Origin of the sequence: Ideonella flava (assembly GCF_051857595.1) — a bacterium.
Classification (GTDB): domain Bacteria; phylum Pseudomonadota; class Gammaproteobacteria; order Burkholderiales; family Burkholderiaceae_C; genus Ideonella.
The window spans coordinates 86669-103689 of sequence record NZ_JBPZHD010000005.1; the positions used below are offsets into that span (position 1 = coordinate 86669).

General features: G+C 64.6%; 15 protein-coding genes. 13 read left to right on the top strand and 2 right to left on the bottom strand.

Translation table 11 applies throughout. The features are described from left to right. Positions 1-60: 60 nt before the first annotated feature. The 13 genes from ACS5PM_RS11960 to ACS5PM_RS12020 all read left to right on the top strand — a co-directional run bounded on the left by ACS5PM_RS11960 (position 61) and on the right by ACS5PM_RS12020 (position 15294). Positions 61-1989, top strand: a complete 1929-nt coding sequence (locus tag ACS5PM_RS11960; protein ID WP_439387853.1) for a hypothetical protein — start codon at positions 61-63, stop codon at positions 1987-1989. A 151-nt stretch (positions 1990-2140) separates the two neighbouring features. Beyond that, entirely contained in the window at positions 2141-2596 is a 456-nt protein-coding gene (locus ACS5PM_RS11965) for a hypothetical protein (protein WP_439387854.1), read from the top strand. A 105-nt stretch (positions 2597-2701) separates the two neighbouring features. After that, the gene (locus ACS5PM_RS11970) at positions 2702-3724 is read left to right on the top strand and encodes a hypothetical protein (RefSeq protein ID WP_439387855.1); all 1023 of its coding nucleotides are present in this window, start codon (positions 2702-2704) and stop codon (positions 3722-3724) included. Next, positions 3724-5130, top strand: a complete 1407-nt coding sequence (locus ACS5PM_RS11975) for a hypothetical protein (protein ID WP_439387856.1) — start codon at positions 3724-3726, stop codon at positions 5128-5130. The genes ACS5PM_RS11970 and ACS5PM_RS11975 overlap by 1 nt, the downstream gene beginning before the upstream one ends. Next, positions 5127-6335: a site-specific integrase gene (locus ACS5PM_RS11980; RefSeq protein ID WP_439387857.1), complete on the top strand. Its 1209-nt coding sequence runs from the start codon at positions 5127-5129 to the stop codon at positions 6333-6335. Before ACS5PM_RS11975 ends, ACS5PM_RS11980 begins: the two co-directional genes overlap by 4 nt. A gap of 755 nt (positions 6336-7090) precedes the next feature. Beyond that, entirely contained in the window at positions 7091-7537 is a 447-nt protein-coding gene (locus ACS5PM_RS11985) for a hypothetical protein (protein WP_439387858.1), read from the top strand. 127 nt (positions 7538-7664) lie between these two features. Next, positions 7665-8960: a TolC family protein gene (locus ACS5PM_RS11990; RefSeq protein WP_439387859.1), complete on the top strand. Its 1296-nt coding sequence runs from the start codon at positions 7665-7667 to the stop codon at positions 8958-8960. After that, positions 8957-10594 carry an efflux RND transporter periplasmic adaptor subunit gene (locus tag ACS5PM_RS11995; RefSeq protein ID WP_439387860.1) on the top strand — a complete coding sequence of 546 codons (1638 nt, stop codon included), beginning with the start codon at positions 8957-8959 and terminating at the stop codon, positions 10592-10594. Before ACS5PM_RS11990 ends, ACS5PM_RS11995 begins: the two co-directional genes overlap by 4 nt. Continuing rightward, complete coding sequence (locus ACS5PM_RS12000; protein ID WP_439387861.1) at positions 10591-13761, top strand: efflux RND transporter permease subunit; 3171 nt, start codon at positions 10591-10593, stop codon at positions 13759-13761. Before ACS5PM_RS11995 ends, ACS5PM_RS12000 begins: the two co-directional genes overlap by 4 nt. Before the next feature lie 10 nt (positions 13762-13771). Next, complete coding sequence (locus ACS5PM_RS12005; RefSeq protein WP_439387862.1) at positions 13772-14116, top strand: hypothetical protein; 345 nt, start codon at positions 13772-13774, stop codon at positions 14114-14116. 52 nt (positions 14117-14168) lie between these two features. After that, on the top strand, positions 14169-14438 hold the full coding sequence (locus tag ACS5PM_RS12010) for a hypothetical protein (protein WP_439387863.1): 270 nt from the start codon (positions 14169-14171) through the stop codon (positions 14436-14438). Further along, positions 14435-14896, top strand: a complete 462-nt coding sequence (locus ACS5PM_RS12015) for a DUF411 domain-containing protein (RefSeq protein WP_439387864.1) — start codon at positions 14435-14437, stop codon at positions 14894-14896. The genes ACS5PM_RS12010 and ACS5PM_RS12015 overlap by 4 nt, the downstream gene beginning before the upstream one ends. A 47-nt stretch (positions 14897-14943) precedes the next feature. Then, positions 14944-15294: a copper-binding protein gene (locus tag ACS5PM_RS12020; RefSeq protein WP_439387865.1), complete on the top strand. Its 351-nt coding sequence runs from the start codon at positions 14944-14946 to the stop codon at positions 15292-15294. Between the two features lie 143 nt (positions 15295-15437). Here the strand turns inward: ACS5PM_RS12020 and ACS5PM_RS12025 are convergent, their stop codons facing one another. Together ACS5PM_RS12025 and ACS5PM_RS12030 are read right to left on the bottom strand one after the other, a co-directional pair. Next, positions 15438-15980: a hypothetical protein gene (locus ACS5PM_RS12025; RefSeq protein WP_439387866.1), complete on the bottom strand. Its 543-nt coding sequence runs from the start codon at positions 15978-15980 to the stop codon at positions 15438-15440. Positions 15981-16048: 68 nt separating this feature from the next. Then, the gene (locus tag ACS5PM_RS12030) at positions 16049-17011 is read right to left on the bottom strand and encodes a cation diffusion facilitator family transporter (RefSeq protein WP_439387867.1); all 963 of its coding nucleotides are present in this window, start codon (positions 17009-17011) and stop codon (positions 16049-16051) included. Positions 17012-17021: the final 10 nt, after the last annotated feature.

The following is a 17021-nucleotide window of genomic DNA, read 5'->3' on the forward strand; positions in this document are numbered from 1 at the left end:
GAGAGACGGTCGCGCGTCGTCGCCGAGAGACCAATTCATTGGCTCCAACAGGAGGTATCCATGACCCATCGCACTCATGCCACTCTGCCCGTCGACGCGTCATACGACATGAACTCCCTTCCGGAGGAGATGGTCTCCATTGACAACTGGCCACCCTTTGAGACTTCAGTTCTGTCAGACACGGTCAAAGAGCGCTTCGAGAGATTCGAGAAAGCGATACGCGGTTTCTTCGCTCATCGCAATGCGGGGAAGGCGGCCAAGGAGGCAGGCGTTCATCGGAACACCTTTCTGGACGTCGTCAAGCGCTGCTTGCGACTCGACGACCAGGGCGGAATCGTCGGGTGGCTTGGCCTGGTCAAGAACCTGCAGCTGAAACGTCGTCGTGGCCAGTTGGGCACGTTCTTCGCGGAGCATCCCCAGATCCAAGAGGATCTCAACGAGTTCATCCTTCCTCGCAATCAGGACGGCGCCCCTCGCGCCACCCGGCGGCAAAAGAGTCGTGTTTTCGCGAAGTTCAAGGAGCTCTGCACGGCCGAAGGCATCAAGAATGGCCAGTACCCGTTTACCTCGAAGAGTTGTGGTCGGCGCTCCATCGAGCGCTACGTTGACGACCACTTGGCCGAGAACGCCAACCAGGCCGTTCGCCACTGGTTCGGCCACGCTGCAGCGAAGCGCATGGGTCTACAGACAGGGCTCAAGTCGTTTGACTTTGCCCTGACGCCGCTTGCCTTTGCAATGATCGATGCTCACAAGCAGGATTGCATAGGGACGATTGATATACCCGGGCCCGCAGGCTTGCAGCCGGTGGCGATCGAGCGCCTGTGGCTGGTCCCTGATTTTGACGCGAACTCGCGCGCGGTGTTTGGCTATTCGGTCGGCATCCGCTCCGAGGTGAGCGCGAGCGAGATCGAGGAGGCGATCCGCTTTTCCACCAAGCCCTGGACGCCCAGGACATTGACCATCCCCGGACTGGCCTACGACGAGCAAGCTGGCTTCCCGTGCAGCGTGATCGAAGGGTTGACCGAGCGGCGGCCGGCCGCCTACATGCTCGACAACGCAGCGGCGCACTATGCCGAGCGAATCATCGAAGGCGTGCGTCGCGCCACGGGTGCGGCCGTCACGTTCGGTGCGATCGGCGAGTGGTGGTTCAACGCCGTCATAGAACGGTTCTTCAAAACGGTGGAGAACTTCGGGTTCCAATTGCTGACCAGCAGCGTGGGCAACCAGCCGAAGGATCCACTTAAGCCCAAGGACAGCGTCGGAAACGCGATTCGCCATCGCGTGACGGTCGATCATCTCCTCGAAATTGCCGACGTCCTATTTGCCAACTACAACGCCACTCCGACGGCTGCGCTGGGCCACCGCTCCCCGCTCCAAGCCTTGAAAGACTCGATCGCGTGCGGCGACGTAGTGCCCAGGGTCGCACTGCCTCCGACCGCACTGACGCCGGCGCTGGGAATTGCCAGGGAGTCCAAGCCCGTACGCGGCAATCTTGACAAGGGGCGCCGTCCCTACGTTCAGATCGACAAGGAGCGGTACTCCTCTCCCGAGTTCAGCAGTCGTTTTGACCTCGTCGGCGTTCGGATCGTCGTTCACATCGACGAGGAGGACATGCGCGCCGTAGAGGCCTTCGATCCTCAAGGCCTGCCACTCGGGCAACTGGTCGCGCTCGGTCAGTACCGGCATACCAAGCATTCGCGAGCGATGCGCAAGATCATCAACGGCCTCTACAAGGCTGGTGTCGTCCACTGCGACTTCGGCGGTGACCTCGTCGATGCGTATCACAACCACTTGATTCAGCGCTCTGTCGAGCAGGCAGAGAAGGCTCCCAACAAGATCAACCGTCCTGCGACGAAATTAGCTCATTCGGCACAGAAGACCGGATTGCCGACGACTGGGACACAAGCCGTTCAACGGGTGGCTGCAGCCCCCGCTAAGGCGGCAGACAAACCCCGAGAGGTGGAGGTGAACTGGAGTGGCGTTCTCTGATGCACGCCAGTCGTTCGCCATCGAACGGGTTGTCGATGATGCGATCCGATCTGATCGGGCAGCGTTGTCGATCTGCGAGTCTCGAACCATACGGTCGGAGATAGAGCCTGTGGAAACGATCCCTCTAGGAACTGAACCAAAGCGGGCAACCATGAAGGAACTCAAAATCGTCCAAGGCCCCTCCCACAACGGTTCTGGCGCCTGCATTCAGATAGACAAGAAGCGGTACTCATCCCAAGAGTTCAGCCCGCGTTTCGACCTAATCGGAACTCGGGTCGTCGTTCACATCGACCCAGAAGACGCGCGCGCCGTGCAAGCCTTTGATTCCAACGGACTTCCCCTGGGAGAACTGGTCGCACACGGCCACTCCCGGCATGCCAAGCGCTATCGCGCGATGCTCGGGACACTCAATCGCCTTCCCGAGCCCGGCGTCATCCGCGACTTCGGCAGCGACGTCGTCGATGTGTGCCGGAACCAGTTGCTTCGGCATGCTGGCGAACAGGCCGAGAAGTCGACCCAAGAGGACCAACCATGTCGGTTGACAGGTGGGGGGACTAGAGAGCGGATCACGAGCCACGAGGCGGTGAACCGGAGAGACATTCGTTGACGGATCCAACTGGTTCGCCGCCCAACGTGACATCGATGTGCAACCCGATCGAGGGGCCAGCGTTGCTGGGCTGAACTTCGCAAACCACGAGTATGGAGACAGCGTATGTCGAACCCTTCGTCCCAAGGAACCGAAACAAGCCATCGCGGCCCCGCGTTCGACGAGGCGGTGCTCAAAGAAGGCCCCGCGCGAGAAGCAGTTCGAATACTGCACCCCCTGAGTGCCGACACCATTCAGATCGCCACGCCAGCGGTGCGTACTGTGTCCACCATCGTTCACAAGGTGATCTCGCACCGATTGCCGGGGACCAACTTCGCGGGCGAGCCCCGTATCGGAAAGACGACCGCGCTGGAGATCGTCAAGAAGTTGTTGAGGTCTAGATACGCCGACATCCCGGTCGGGAGTGTGCTGGCGACCAGCAACACGCGTGGTTCAGAAGCACACTACTGGTCAGACTTTTGCGAGAGCTTCAAACTCCCAGTCCTGTCGGCACGCGAGCCGAAGAAGGCCAGACACAAGATCACCAACGCCATAAGGACCCAATGTGGCGCCACACGGTCAAACGTCTTCGTCTTGCTCGGAGACGAGGTCCAGCTCTGGGACGAGACAGAGTGGTCACTCTTGAAGGATCTGGGCAACCTGTTGTTGAAGAACGGGATTCGACTTGTCCATATTGGATTCGCTCAGCAGAGTCTCCACACGGTCAAGGAGATGCTGAGGGCAGCAGGTCGCCTCGACCTGATTCGACGATTCCTCAACAGGATTCACGCAATCCAGGGCGTCATGGACGTCGACGAACTTCGGATTGTCCTACAGCAGTTGGATGACCCGAAGTTCGAGTATCCGCCTCAATCCGGCATCTGCTGTGCGGAGTTCTTCATGCCGGCGGCCTATGCGGGCGGCTGGCGTCTCGAGGGTGAGGCGGCCAACTTCTGGGCTGCGTTCAACGTCATGTCTCGACGCGTTGCGAAGAGACCCGCCGTGAGCGTCGGCATGGGCTCGGTCATGTTGGCACTGAAGGAGTTCCTGGACCTTTGTCGTTCCGACGACGGATCACGTTTCAAGGGGACGAGGAGTCAATGGCTGCAGGCCGTCGAGATGTCCAACTTCGATGAGGAGCTGTGCTGATGCTCGGCCTTTCTGTCAACAGCGATTCTGTCGTTCGGGATGGGGTCATCTGGCAGTCGGAATGGACCACAGCGGAGGAGGGGCCGTACACCCGCCTCGCGAAGATCGTCATCGCCAATGCCGAGGACCATCGCTTCGCATGTCGCTTCGTCTTGGCGGTTTCGCCGAACACGTCGCAGGTGACCGGAGAGTTTCATCCGAGAACGCTCTTGTTCGGCAATTGGATTGGACACTGTCGCTCGGAAGCTCACGCCTTCGCGCCCTCGCTTCGACAGCGAGCGCTCGATCGGATCGTCGGCCCGTGGTGGAGGTGGCTGGCCTGCGACGATCGCCTTCGCTACTGCCGCAGTTGCTTGTCCCACGGGCATCAATCTGCCCTTGCGCAGATCTCCGCCATTCAGCGATGCCCGGTACACGGCGAGCTGCTGCGAGACACTTGCTCCGGATGCGGCGCCCCTGCGCCTCGTTACGCCGTTGACGGATCCTTCGATGCCCCGCTCGTCTGCAGCCACTGCGGCGATCCGATTGCGGGCGGCGGTCATTCGATCGACTTCGCAGGCGATTGGGAGGCAGGCGCCGCATTCGATCAAGGCCACGCGGCGCTTGCTCAGCACCTGAGTCCTTTGCTGACGAGCAACTTGGTGTGGGAGGACGTTGGGCGATGGTGGCCTTCGGCCGCGCGAGGCACTGCAAAGCACAAGTGTGCAGTCTTCAATGTCTTGCGCGCTGTCTTGGGCCTGAGGATCCCGCAGGACTTGCTCGCACCCCGGACGGTGACATGCGTGCAGGTGAAGGCCATCGAGCGCGCGCCGATCGGCGGCGTCAGCGAGAAGGGCCGTTTGGCCATCACGAAGGCGATTCGGCGTCATCTGCTGCGCGCGCTGCCGCGCAGAACCACCAACCGAACGGCTCTGCTGTCGTCGGCATTCCAGGTCGACGGCATCGCCAGACAGGTCATCGCCATGGCACCCTGTTCACCGCGGCTTCATGCGTCGCTCATCTGGATGCTGCGATTCGGCGCTTGGCCGTTCGACGAGCACTTCAGATGGCAAAGGTACGCGCGGATTGAGCTTCCGAACGACTTGTTGATGTGGCCGGGACAGATGCAAGTCACCGACGCTTCGTGGGGTGCATTCGCGTGGTCCTGCCTGTTGGCAGATGAAGCGGCGGCGATCAGATGGCATAACGGTCTGCGTGCGCATCAAACGAAACCCCCTACGACGTGTCAATGGATGCAGCTCAGCAACGAACTGCGGGCGCAAACGAGTGCGTTGACCGTTCCGACTCCATTGGGAGTTGCCATGCTGTTCAGAATGAGGTCGACCGGATCGGGGCTGGACGTGTGGCTGGCAAGGGAGTGCCTTGACGTTTCGTCTCCCGCAGAAGCTGAACGAGGCCTGGGATGATGTCGGTCGCGATAGAAAAGTCGTCAGCCGACGTCGTTGCCCCGGTTCGCCCCAAGGTTTGGGATCGACTCAGTGCTCCGGCTTCTCTGAGCGGCAGCAACGGCAAGTACCGCCTTCCGCGTGCGGTACTGCTGTTGCCTCTGGGGGACGATCTGAAAGCGATCAAAGTCTGGCTCGAAACCTCGACGAGCCAACAGACAAGTCGGCGAATCTACCGTGGCGTCATGGAGAAATTCCTCAATTGGACCTGGCTCGTGCGGGGGAAGGCGGTCTCGTCATTGGACGCGAGCGACTTCGAGGCCTACGCCACGTTCCTTGGTGACCCGCAGCCGGCCGACATCTGGCAGACCGGTCGGAAGGTCGTCCGTGACTGTGAGGCGTGGGCGCCATTCGTTGCAGGGCTGAAGCGCGAAGCAGTCGTCTTCAACTTGACGGTGCTCAAGTCGTTGATCACGTGGATGGCCGATGTCGGTTATGCGCGTCTGCCGTTCGTTGCCGGGACACGCCTGGTTCGCGAAACGACCGTGCGCACCGGGAGCATGCCGCGCCTGGCGCCGAGGCAGACCGCGCAAGTGGTGCTCGACCAGCGCGACGTGCACCTGGTTTGGTCGGCGCTGGACTTGGCCAAGGAGTCGGTCCGCACGAGGACGCAGCTGCAGTTCCTGCTCCAGTATCACTGCGGCTTGAAATCCGCCGAGGTTCCGCGCATTTCCATGGGCGACCTGCGCATGCCGGACGAAGGACCGTGGATGCTTCTTGTGCCCCACCGGCCACCAGACCTGCGCGCCATTGCGCTCCTGCCGACCGTGATGTCGACCCTCAAGGAGTACCTGCGCGATCGTTCAGTCCGGAAGTGGAGACCCCTGCTTAACATGACCGACTCGGACGTGGAGAAGGCAAACCGACGCTTCTTTGACCTGGCCGCCGACTTGTGCGACGGGTCGCAGGAAGATGCTGCGCTTGCGAGGCAGCGCCTGAATGCCCTAAAAGGCAGGACCGTGCAGTACGCGTTCGCCGAGCACGCGTCATTGCACGGCGTCGCGCTGCAAGCGTGGCAACTGATCGGTGCGCGAAGGCAATCGCTGCCTGGGGGTCTTCGAGCACCCGACCTGCCGGCCAGGGTGCCGCTCGCCGCGGACACCTACGCACGCCAAGTCCGAATGCTTGAGCCCGTTCTGTCGCTGCTGCACGGCCCGCCGGTGTAGCTCCGTGGACCTGCGGACTGCGCGCGTGTCGGCGGCGTACGGACCATGCGGGGCATCGGGTTCCGTTCTAGGTGCGCGGAAGATTGGTTGGATCGTCCCGCGCATAGATCTACGAAACTGACATGGCGGAGGGTGGCGAAAACGTGCGGGAGGTCGTCACTTTGGGCGACTGGCAGGAAACGTTGCGCGCTTGACAGCCTGGCGTGAGAACGCTGTGTAGTAGTGTCGCTGTGGCTTGTACGTTCGAGCCTATGGTGATGTTCTGGGGATCGAAGCGACCGATTGCTGATGCGGCGGCACCGCATGCATGAGGCCGTTGCGCTTGGCGCTGCGAAACACCGATCTGCCATGCTGCGGACCCGTGCTGCCTGGGGCAGCATACTTCTTGGCTCACCGCGTTGACGGCGGCTGGCGCTCTTGCTTGATGAAAGTCCAATCGCGTGTCGGTATGTGCTTGATCTCGCCGACGCGACCCACCTGGATGTCGAAAACGAAGACAAGTGCAATCTGTTCCGGCGGCTGAGGGAGGCCGGCGACACTGCACGTGCCGCGGTCGCTGCACGGGCCGCGCGCCAAGTGCTGGACGGGTTCAATGGCCCGAGGGTGTTTCGGCCGCCGAGAGATCGAGCGCGACCGCCTGGATCGGACGATCGATCCTGTCGCCCGTGAGAGCACGCAGTTTGACACAGGGGCTAAACTCCGCTTTGTACGGCTCGTTCGGACGCCCCTCCCGGCGTCCAGCCCGAATCTGGCCAATGACCTTCACCCGCGCTCTGAGCAAGCAGATCTGCCGCATGCTGATCGGCGTGCTGCTGTTCGCGCAGTTCGCAGTGGCCAGCTATGCATGTCCGAGTCTGCTGGGGATGCAGGCGATGGGTTCGGGCGTCCCGATGTCGGCCATCGCACTCGGAAACGCCACGGCGGTTGACGATGCGCCGGAGTCGGCGGCAATGCCCCCGGGCTGCGACCAGATCGATCAGGACGCAGCCAACCTCTGCGCCGAGCATTGCCGCTACGGGCAGCAGAGCGCCGATACGGCACCTGTACCCGCTGTCGCCGCACCTGCGCCGGCGCTCCTGTACTTGCTTCCCGTCGAGACGGAACCGATTCTGGGTTCCGCACGGGCGCTCCCCGCGTCCGATCCGGTGCTTGTAGTGCGACCTCCATCGCACGCGATCCTGCACTGCGTCTATCGCATTTGATCTCCCGACGACGCGCGCGCTGAGCGCCTGATGGCGCTTCGGCTCGTGTACTCGAGCTCGACCGCCTCGGCCTTATGCCGAGGCAGCGCGCCGAACTTCGTCCCATCGTTCGTCTGGAGATCCCATCGTGATTCACCCCTGGGGCCTGCGCATCGCCGCGGCCATACTGCTCGGGCTCATCGCGCTGCACGCGCCGTCTGCAACATGGGCTGCTCCGTTGTCGCTGGATGACGCCCTGCGCCTAGCGCAGGAGCGATCGCGCCAACTGAGCGCGCAGGATGCGTCGGCCGCCGCTGCGCGTGAAATGGCCATCGCCGCCGGCCAGCGGCCCGATCCCACCCTCAAGGCCGGCATCAACAACCTGCCGATCAACGGCGAGGAACGCTTCAGCCTGTCGCGGGACTTCATGACCATGCGCTCGGTCGGCGTGATGCAGGAGCTGACGCGCAGCAGCAAGCTCAAGGCCCGAAGCGCTCGCTACGAGCGCGACGCCGAGGTCGCCGAGGCCGGCCATACGCTAGCGCTGGCGAACCTGCAGCGCGACACCGCGGTGGCCTGGCTCGATCGCTTCTATCAGGAGCGCATGCGCGACGTGCTGGTCCGTCAGCGCGATGAGGCACGCCTGCAGATCGAGGCGGCTGATGCGGGCTATCGCGGCGGGCGCGGATCCCAGGCCGATGTCTTCGCCGCGCGATCCGCCGTCGCGCAGATCGACGACCGCATCGCCCAGGTGGACCGGCAGGTCACGACCGCGCGAACCCAGCTGGGCCGCTGGGTTGGTGCGCCGGCCGCCGAGCCCCTCGGGTCTGCGCCAGCGCTCGACGTGGTCCGCCTGCGCGCGGAAGACCTCGAGGCGCAGATCGCTCACCACCCGCAGATCGCCGTGCTGCTGAAACAGGAGGCCGCGGCACAGGCGGACGTCGAGGTCGCGAGAGCCAACAAGCACTCGGACTGGAGCGTCGAAGTGATGCTCAGCCAACGCGGCCCGGCGTATTCGAACATGGTCTCGGTCGGCGTCTCGGTGCCACTGCAGTGGGACCAGACAAACCGCCAGGACCGCGAGGTCGCGGCCAAGCTGGCGATGGTCGAGCAAGTGCGCGCCCAGCGCGAAGAAGAAACCCGCATGCATGTCGCCGACGCGCTGGCGATGCTGCTGGAGTGGCAAAGCAACCGCGAGCGGCTGCAACGCTATGACGCCTCGCTGCTGCCGCTGGCCGGCGAGCGCACGCATGCCGCCGTTGCCGCTTATCGCGGCGGCACGGGTCCGCTGAACGTCGTGCTCGAGGCGCGCCGCGCCGAGATCGACACCCGCATGGAGCGACTGCGCCTCGAGATGGAGACAGCCCGGCTGTGGGCGCAGCTGAACTACCTCGTCCCCGCCGGTCACGGCCGCCCCCAGAACTCCAAGGAGAACCCGCAATGAAGCGCACCGTTGTCGTGATTGGCGTGCTGGCGGCGGCCGCCCTGGCCGCCGGCGGCTACAGCCTGTACTCGCTCGGCATGAAGCGGGGCATGACGACGGCGCAGGCAGGCCATGCCTCGGCGTCCGCCAGTTCGCCGGCTGCGGCTGGTGCCGCACCGCAAGGCGCCGCAGAAGGCGAGGAGGCGACGCGTCGCCATATCCAAGCCGGCCTCAAGGCCGGTGACATCGATCCGGCTACCGGCAAGAAGATCCTCTACTACCACGACCCGATGGTGCCGGGGAACAAGTTCGACAAGCCGGCCAAGTCCCCGTTCATGGACATGATGCTGGTGCCAGTCTATGCCGGTGCCGACGGCGACGAGGGGAAGGTCACCGTCAGCCCTCGCGTCCAGCAGAACCTGGGCGTGCGCACCGCGCAGGTCGAGGAGGGGACACTGTCGCCGCAGGTGCGCGCCGTCGGCAGCATCGCGTTCAACGAGCGTGACCAGGTCGTCGTGCAGGCACGCGCCACGGTCTACGTCGAGCGCTTGCACGTGCGCGCGACCCTGGATCGTGTGGCTAAGGGACAGCCGCTCGCCGAGCTGTACGTGCCGGATTGGATCGCGGCGCAGGAGGAGTTCCTCTCGGTGCGGCGCATGCAGGGCACCGATCTCGCGGTGCTCGTCGACGGCGCGCGCCAGCGCATGCGCCAGGTGGGCATGAGCGACGCGCAGATCCGTCTCGTGGAGTCCAGCGGCAAGACGCAGTCACGCATCACGCTGGCTGCGCCGATCAACGGCGTCATCACCGAGCTGATGGCGCGCGAAGGGATGACCGTGATGTCGGGCGCGACGCTGTTCCGCATCAACGGGCTGTCCACCGTGTGGGCCAACGCCGAGGTCCCGGAGAGCCAGGCCGCGCTGCTGCGGCCGGGCGCCAAGGTGCAGGCCAGGAGCCCCGCAGTGCCGGGCGCCAACTTCGACGGCAAAGTGCAGGCGCTGCTGCCCGAAGTGAACCCTGGAACCCGCACGTTGAAAGCTCGCATGGAGCTCGCTAACCCCGGCAGTCGCCTCGTGCCGGGCATGTTCGTCTCCATGAACTTCATGGACATGCGTCCCGAGAAGGCGCTGCTCGTGCCCACCGAGGCGGTGATTCAGACCGGCAAGCGCACGGTGGTGATGCTGGCCGAGGACAACGGGCGCTTCCGTCCGGTCGACGTCGAGCCCGGCATCGAGAGCGGCGGGCAGACAGAGATCAAGCGGGGGCTGCAGCCGGGCCAACGGGTGGTCGTGTCTTCGCAGTTCCTGATCGACTCGGAAGCCACTCTGCGCGGCGTCGAGGCGCGGCTTAACGATGTGCCGAAGCTCTCGGCGGCCAACACGGCGCCGCGCCACGAAGGAGAGGGCAAGGTTGAGGCAGTCGGCCGCGACGCGCTCACCCTGTCGCACGGGCCCATCGCATCGCTGCAGTGGGGACCGATGACGATGGACTTCAAGCTGCCGCCGGGCGGGCTGCCGCGTGGCCTGGAGGCCGGCGACCGCGTGAACTTCGAGTTCTACATGGCCAGCGACGGCACGCCGCAACTGACCAGCGTGCATCTGGCGTCACCGGAGCCAGAAGCGGCCTCCGGCGCAGGCGCAGGGAGCAGGCGATGATCGCCCGGCTGATCCACTGGTCGATCGCAAACCGGTTCCTGGTGTTGCTGGTCACGCTGATGGTCAGCGCCTGGGGCGTGTACTCGGTGACGAAGACGCCACTCGATGCGCTGCCCGACCTCTCGGACGTGCAGGTGATCATCCGCACGACCTACCCCGGCCAGGCGCCTCGCATCGTCGAGAACCAGATCACCTATCCGCTGACGACGACGATGCTCTCGGTGCCGGGCGCGAAAACGGTGCGCGGCTACTCGTTTTTTGGCGACTCGTTCGTATATGTCCTGTTCGAGGACGGCACCGATCTCTACTGGGCCCGCTCGCGGGTGCTCGAGTATCTGAACCAGGTGCAGTCGCGGCTGCCACCGACCGCCAAGGCGTCGCTGGGGCCAGACGCGACCGGCGTCGGCTGGATCTACCAATACTCGCTCGTCGATCGCAGCAACACGCAGGATACGTCGCAACTGCGCGCGTTGCAGGACTGGTTCCTGAAATTCGAGCTGAAGACGGTACCCAACGTCGCCGAGGTCGCAAGCATCGGCGGCATGGTGCGCCAGTACCAGGTTGTGCTCGACCCCGACAAACTCGCCGCCTACGGCATTGCGCACACGAGGGTCATCGAGGCGATCGGCAAGGCCAATCAGGAGACCGGCGGCTCCGTGCTCGAGCTCGGCGAGGCCGAGTACATGGTGCGCGCGTCGGGCTACCTGCAGTCGCTGGATGACTTCCGAGCGATCCCACTGACGACGACCAACGCCGGTGTCTCGGTGAAGCTGGGCGACGTTGCGCGCATCCAGCTCGGGCCTGAGATGCGCCGCGGCATAGGCGAGCTCGACGGCGAGGGCGAAGCCGTCGGCGGTATCGTCGTGATGCGCTCTGGCAAGAACGCCCTGGAGACGATCTCCGCCATCAAGGAGAAGCTCAAGAGCCTTCAGGCCAGCCTGCCGCGCGGCGTCGAGATCGTGCCGGTCTACGACCGTTCGGGCTTGATCGAGCGGGCTGTCGAGAACCTGACGCACAAGCTGATCGAGGAGTTCATCGTCGTTGCGGTGGTGTGCTTCATCTTCCTGTTCCACCTGCGCTCGGCGTTCGTCGCGATCGTGTCGCTGCCGCTGGGCATCCTTGCGGCTTTCATCGTGATGCGGTATCAGGGCGTCAACGCCAACATCATGTCGCTCGGCGGCATCGCGATCGCGATCGGCGCGATGGTCGATGCCGCCGTGGTGATGATCGAGAACGCGCACAAGCATCTGGAGCAGTGGAACCACGAGCATCCGGGCGAGGATCTGCAAGGTACAGCGCGCTGGCGCGTGATCGGCGATTCAGCCGCCGAAGTCGGGCCGGCGCTGTTCTTCTCGCTGCTGATCATCACGCTGAGCTTCATCCCGGTGTTCACGCTGGAGGCGCAGGAGGGGCGTCTGTTCTCGCCGCTCGCCTTCACGAAGACCTATGCGATGGCCGCGGCCGCCGGGCTTTCGGTGACGCTGATCCCGGTGCTCATGGGCTATCTGATTCGCGGCCGCATCCCAGACGAGAAGACCAACCCGCTGAACCGCCTTCTGATCGCTATCTACCGACCGCTGTTGGACGCAGTGTTGCGTGTGCCGAAGCTGACGCTTCTCGTCGCCGGCATCGTGCTCGCCGTCAGCCTGTGGCCGCTGCAGCACATCGGCGGCGAGTTCATGCCCCGGCTCGACGAAGGCGATTTGCTCTACATGCCATCGGCGTTGCCCGGACTGTCCGCAGGCAAGGCGGGCGAACTGCTGCAGCAGACCGATCGGCTGATCCGGACCGTGCCTGAAGTGGCGAGTGTCTACGGCAAGGCGGGGCGCGCCGAGACCGCCACCGACCCGGCGCCACTCGAGATGTTCGAGACGACGATCCAGTTCAAGCCTCGCGAGCAGTGGCGAGCCGGCATGACGCAGGACAAGCTCGTCGAAGAGCTCGACCGCATTGTCAAGGTCCCCGGGTTGGCCAACATCTGGGTCCCGCCGATCCGCAACCGCATCGACATGCTGGCCACCGGCATCAAGAGCCCGGTCGGCGTCAAGGTTGCCGGCACCGACCTTGCGACGATCGACCGCCTGACCGGCGAGATCGAGCGCGCGTTGAAGGACGTGCCTGGTGTCAGCAGCGCGCTCGCCGAGCGCCTCACCGGTGGACGCTACGTCGACGTCAATATCAGGCGCGAGGCCGCGGCGCGCTACGGGATGAACATCGCCGACGTGCAGTCGGTGATTTCGTCGGCCGTGGGTGGCGAGAACATCGGCGAGACGGTCGAGGGGCTGCAACGCTTCCCAATCAACGTGCGCTACCCGCGGGAGATTCGCGACTCGCTGGAGAAGCTGCGGACGCTGCCCATCATCACCGAGCGAGGCCAGCGCCTCGTGCTGTCGGACGTCGCCGACGTGCGCATCACGGATGGCCCGCCGATGCTCCGCAGCGAGAACGCGCGGCTGTCCGGCTGGGTCTACGTCGACATCCGCGGACGCGACCTGCGCGGCGCGGTGCAGGACATGCAGCGCGTGGTGAGCGAGAAGGTGAAGCTGCCGCCGGGCTACTCGATCTCGTGGTCTGGTCAGTTCGAGTTCCTCGAGCGTGCGACTGCCAAGCTGAAGGTGGTCGTGCCCTTCACGCTGCTGATCATCTTTGTGCTGCTGTACCTGACGTTCGCACGATTCAGCGAGGCCCTGCTGATCATGGCTGCGCTGCCGTTCGCGCTGGTCGGTGGCATCTGGCTGCTGTACCTGCTGGGCTACAACCTGTCGGTCGCGGGGGCGGTCGGCTTCATTGCGCTCGCGGGTGTATCGGCCGAGTTCGGCGTGATCATGCTGCTGTATCTCAAGAACGCGTGGTCCGAGCGCATCGACCAGGGCAAGACCAGCGAAGCCGACCTTCTCGATGCGATCCGCGAGGGCGCGGTGCTGCGCGTGCGCCCGAAGGCGATGACGGTCGCCGTGATTCTGGCCGGCCTGTTCCCGATCATGTGGGGCAGCGGCACCGGCTCGGAGGTGATGCAGCGCATCGCCGCGCCGATGGTCGGCGGCATGATCACCGCGCCGCTGCTGTCCATGTTCGTGATTCCGGCGGCGTATCTGCTGATGCGGCGGCCGCGCGAGCGAGCGACGGCCGGGCTCGCGTTCTGGAGGAAGCGCCGTGCGACTGCGTGAGCATCTCCGCATGTGGCCCGCGCTGGCTACCGCCGCGGCATGGCTGTGCCTGGCGCTGCTGACGGAACCGGCCGCCGCCTCGCAGGCAGTCGTGCACGAAGCGCGTGCGGCACCGGCCGTCATTGAAGCGCCGATGCCCTCCATGCCGATGGCGTCGGACTGCATGCCATGCGCGATCTGCTGCCTGGCGCCGACCCCGACGACGCAAGGGTTCAGCGGCGAGTGCAGGGAGACCGAGGCTCCGGGATGGCAACTTCTCGCGCAGCCCGCGCCCGAGGTGGCAGAAGCGTTCGACAGCGGGAGAGGCCATCCACGATTGCCTGTATGCATCGTGTACTGCCGGTGGCGGGATTGATCAGCGGCACGCATTCATTGCAACCCTGTTCAATTCCGCTGAGGAGATGCTCATGAACAAGCTGCTCGTTTCACTGATCGGCGTCCCGACGCTGGGCGCCGCACTGCTGGGCTGTACCGGGTCAAGCGTTCAGACCAGCGAACGCCGTGGCGACCTGTATGAAGCGGCGGGGCCGACCGCTGCCGGGCTGAAGTGCCCGGCCGAAGCGCCGACCCTCCTGCTGGATCGCGGCCCACGAGCCCAGACAACGCCCTATGAAAACCGGCTGCGTCGGGAGCGCTACGAGTCGCAACTGAAGGCCTGCAAGGAGAAGGCGCAATGAAGACGCACCGGCGACGACTGATGCTGTCGCTGGTGCTCGCCGCGGTCGCGCCAATGGCGCGGGCCGCGGCGGGCAAGCCTGCGGTCGAGGTTTGGACCGGCCCGTCCTGCGACTGTTGCCGCGACTGGATCAGGCATCTACAGGTCAACGGCTTCCAGATCACGGCAGTCCACGACGGCGGCAACAGCGACGCGCGAGGACGCTTGGGTATGCCGCTGCAATACGGTGGCTGCCACACTGCGCAGGTCGGCGGCTATGCGATCGAAGGCCATGTACCCGCTCGCGAGATCCATCGGCTGCTCAAGGAGCGACCGGCGGCGGTCGGGCTGTCGGTGCCCGCGATGCCGCGTGGCGCGCCGGGCATGGACGGTCCGCAGTACGGCGGCCAGCGTGATCCTTACGACGTGTTGCTCGTGCAGCGCGACGGCAGTCACCGCGTGTACCAGTCCTACCGTTGAATACCCAGCGTCTTTCCCGACCCTCAACTCAATCCAAGAGGATTCACATGAAGAAGATCGTTCTCTCCACCCTCGTCATCGTGGCCGCCAGCGCACCGTTCACTGTCGCGGTCGCACAGCAGAAGGTGAACGACATGAAGGGCATGGACATGCCCAAGAAGCCCGCCCCTCAGGCCGGCGCGACGCACATGGCCAAAGGCGAGGTCAAGAAGCTGGATGCCAAGGCGGGCACCGTGACGATCGCGCACGGACCGGTACAGAGCTTGAAGTGGCCGGCGATGACCATGGGCTTTGACGTCAAGGACAAGATGCTGCTGGACAAGCTTGCGGTGGGCAAGACCGTCGACTTCGAGTTCGTGCAGGACGGTAGCAAGTACGTCGTCACGGCGGTGAAGTAGCCGTGGTTGGCGAGCCCTCTGCTGCCTGCATCCGGAGGCTCGTGTTCGGGAACTGACGACGACTTCAGTGGCGCTGTTTGGCGCCCTTCGGCCGGCTACTGCCCGAACTTCCTCGAGCGTCACCGGTTCGAGGGCCAGGAGTGTCATTGGGCGTCGGCCACGAGCCGCAGCTTGGCCGCTCGTTCGTGCGACCCGACCGGCCCGCCGGGCCCCATCCGGTACCGGCTTCCCCATGCCCAGGTGCTGCCAATCAGCTCCACGAAGACGACATCGCCAGCCGACCCGGACACGTCCAGGCTTACCGAGCCGTCTGCCCAGGTTGCCGTGAGACGGTGCGCGCCAGGGGCGAGTCTCAGGCGAGCGAACGAGTTGGGGACCGTGTCCACTGCAGGCCCATCGCTGGTGCTGACGCGAACAAGATTCTTGGCGTCGGCCCAACGCTTGCGGACTACGTAGACGGTCACGGCACCCTGGCTTGCGGCGAAGCGTTTGGCCTCCGCCTCGATCTGCTCAGAGGGGATCGGCGATGGCGTGCATGTGACCGTGCGGCGATTCGTCTTGCCGATGCGGAAGCAGTAGGTTCCATCGGCGTTCGTGCGCGGCACCGGCTCAGTGGCGCAGCCCGCTGTCAGCAATGCCGAGCCGAACAGGCCCAGCAGCAGGGTACGGCGCCTTGGTGAGCTCATGAACATCTCCGGCCATGCCGCAGTGGCACGGCGTGTTTGGCACAGGTCGACGTCATGCTCATTGCGCTTCAGTGCCGATTGACGTGTTCGGGAACATGTCCTTCGACCTCGCTCGCACTCATGCGCGGATCAACGAAGTTGCAGCCATCCGCCGCGTGCCTGCACGCCGGCCGCTCGACCTGCAACGTGGAGTGGTAAACGCGGAAGCGATCGGCCAGGAGTTCCTTCAGCCGGTCGATCAGTTCCGAAGGGCCAGCGCCTTCGGCATGCACGACATGGGCGGTCAAGCTGTTCTTGCCGCTCGTCAACGCCCAGACGTGAAGGTCGTGCACGTCTTCGACGCCATCGATCGAGCGCATCGCCCGCTTGACTTCATCCACGTCGATCCCTTGCGGCGTGCCCTCCAGAAGGATGTTCAGGCTCTCCTTCAGGAGGATCCAGGTGCGGGGCAGAACCCACAGCCCGATCGCTACGGCGACCAGCGCGTCGACCCAGTTCCAGCCGGTGATCCGGATGACGATCGCCCCGACGATGACGCCGAGCGAGCCGAGCATGTCGGACCACACCTCGAGGTACGCCCCCTTCACGTTGAGGCTATCGGCGCTGCTGCCGCGCAGCAGCCGCATGCTGATCAGGTTCACAGCAAGCCCGAACACCGCGACCGCCAGCATCGCGGTCGACTGAACTTCCGACGGCGCGCGAAAACGCTGCCACGCCTCGATCAGGATGTAGCCCGCCACCCCGAACAGCATCAGTGCATTGAACGCTGCCGCGAGGATTTCGAAGCGGTGGTAGCCGAAGGTCCGCTTCGAATCCGCGGGGTGTCGGCCGACACGTACCGCTGCCACGGCGATGGCCAGCGCCGCGGCGTCCGTGAACATGTGCGCGGCATCGGCGACGAGCGCCAGGCTGCCAAACCAGAGTCCGGCAGCCAGTTCGGCGACCAGGAAGGTTGACGTCAGAAGGAGCGCCGCCCACAAGGCGCGTTCGTTGCCCGTCGAAGGCAGTGCGTGGTTGTGAGCGGCGCTCATGGTGCGTGGA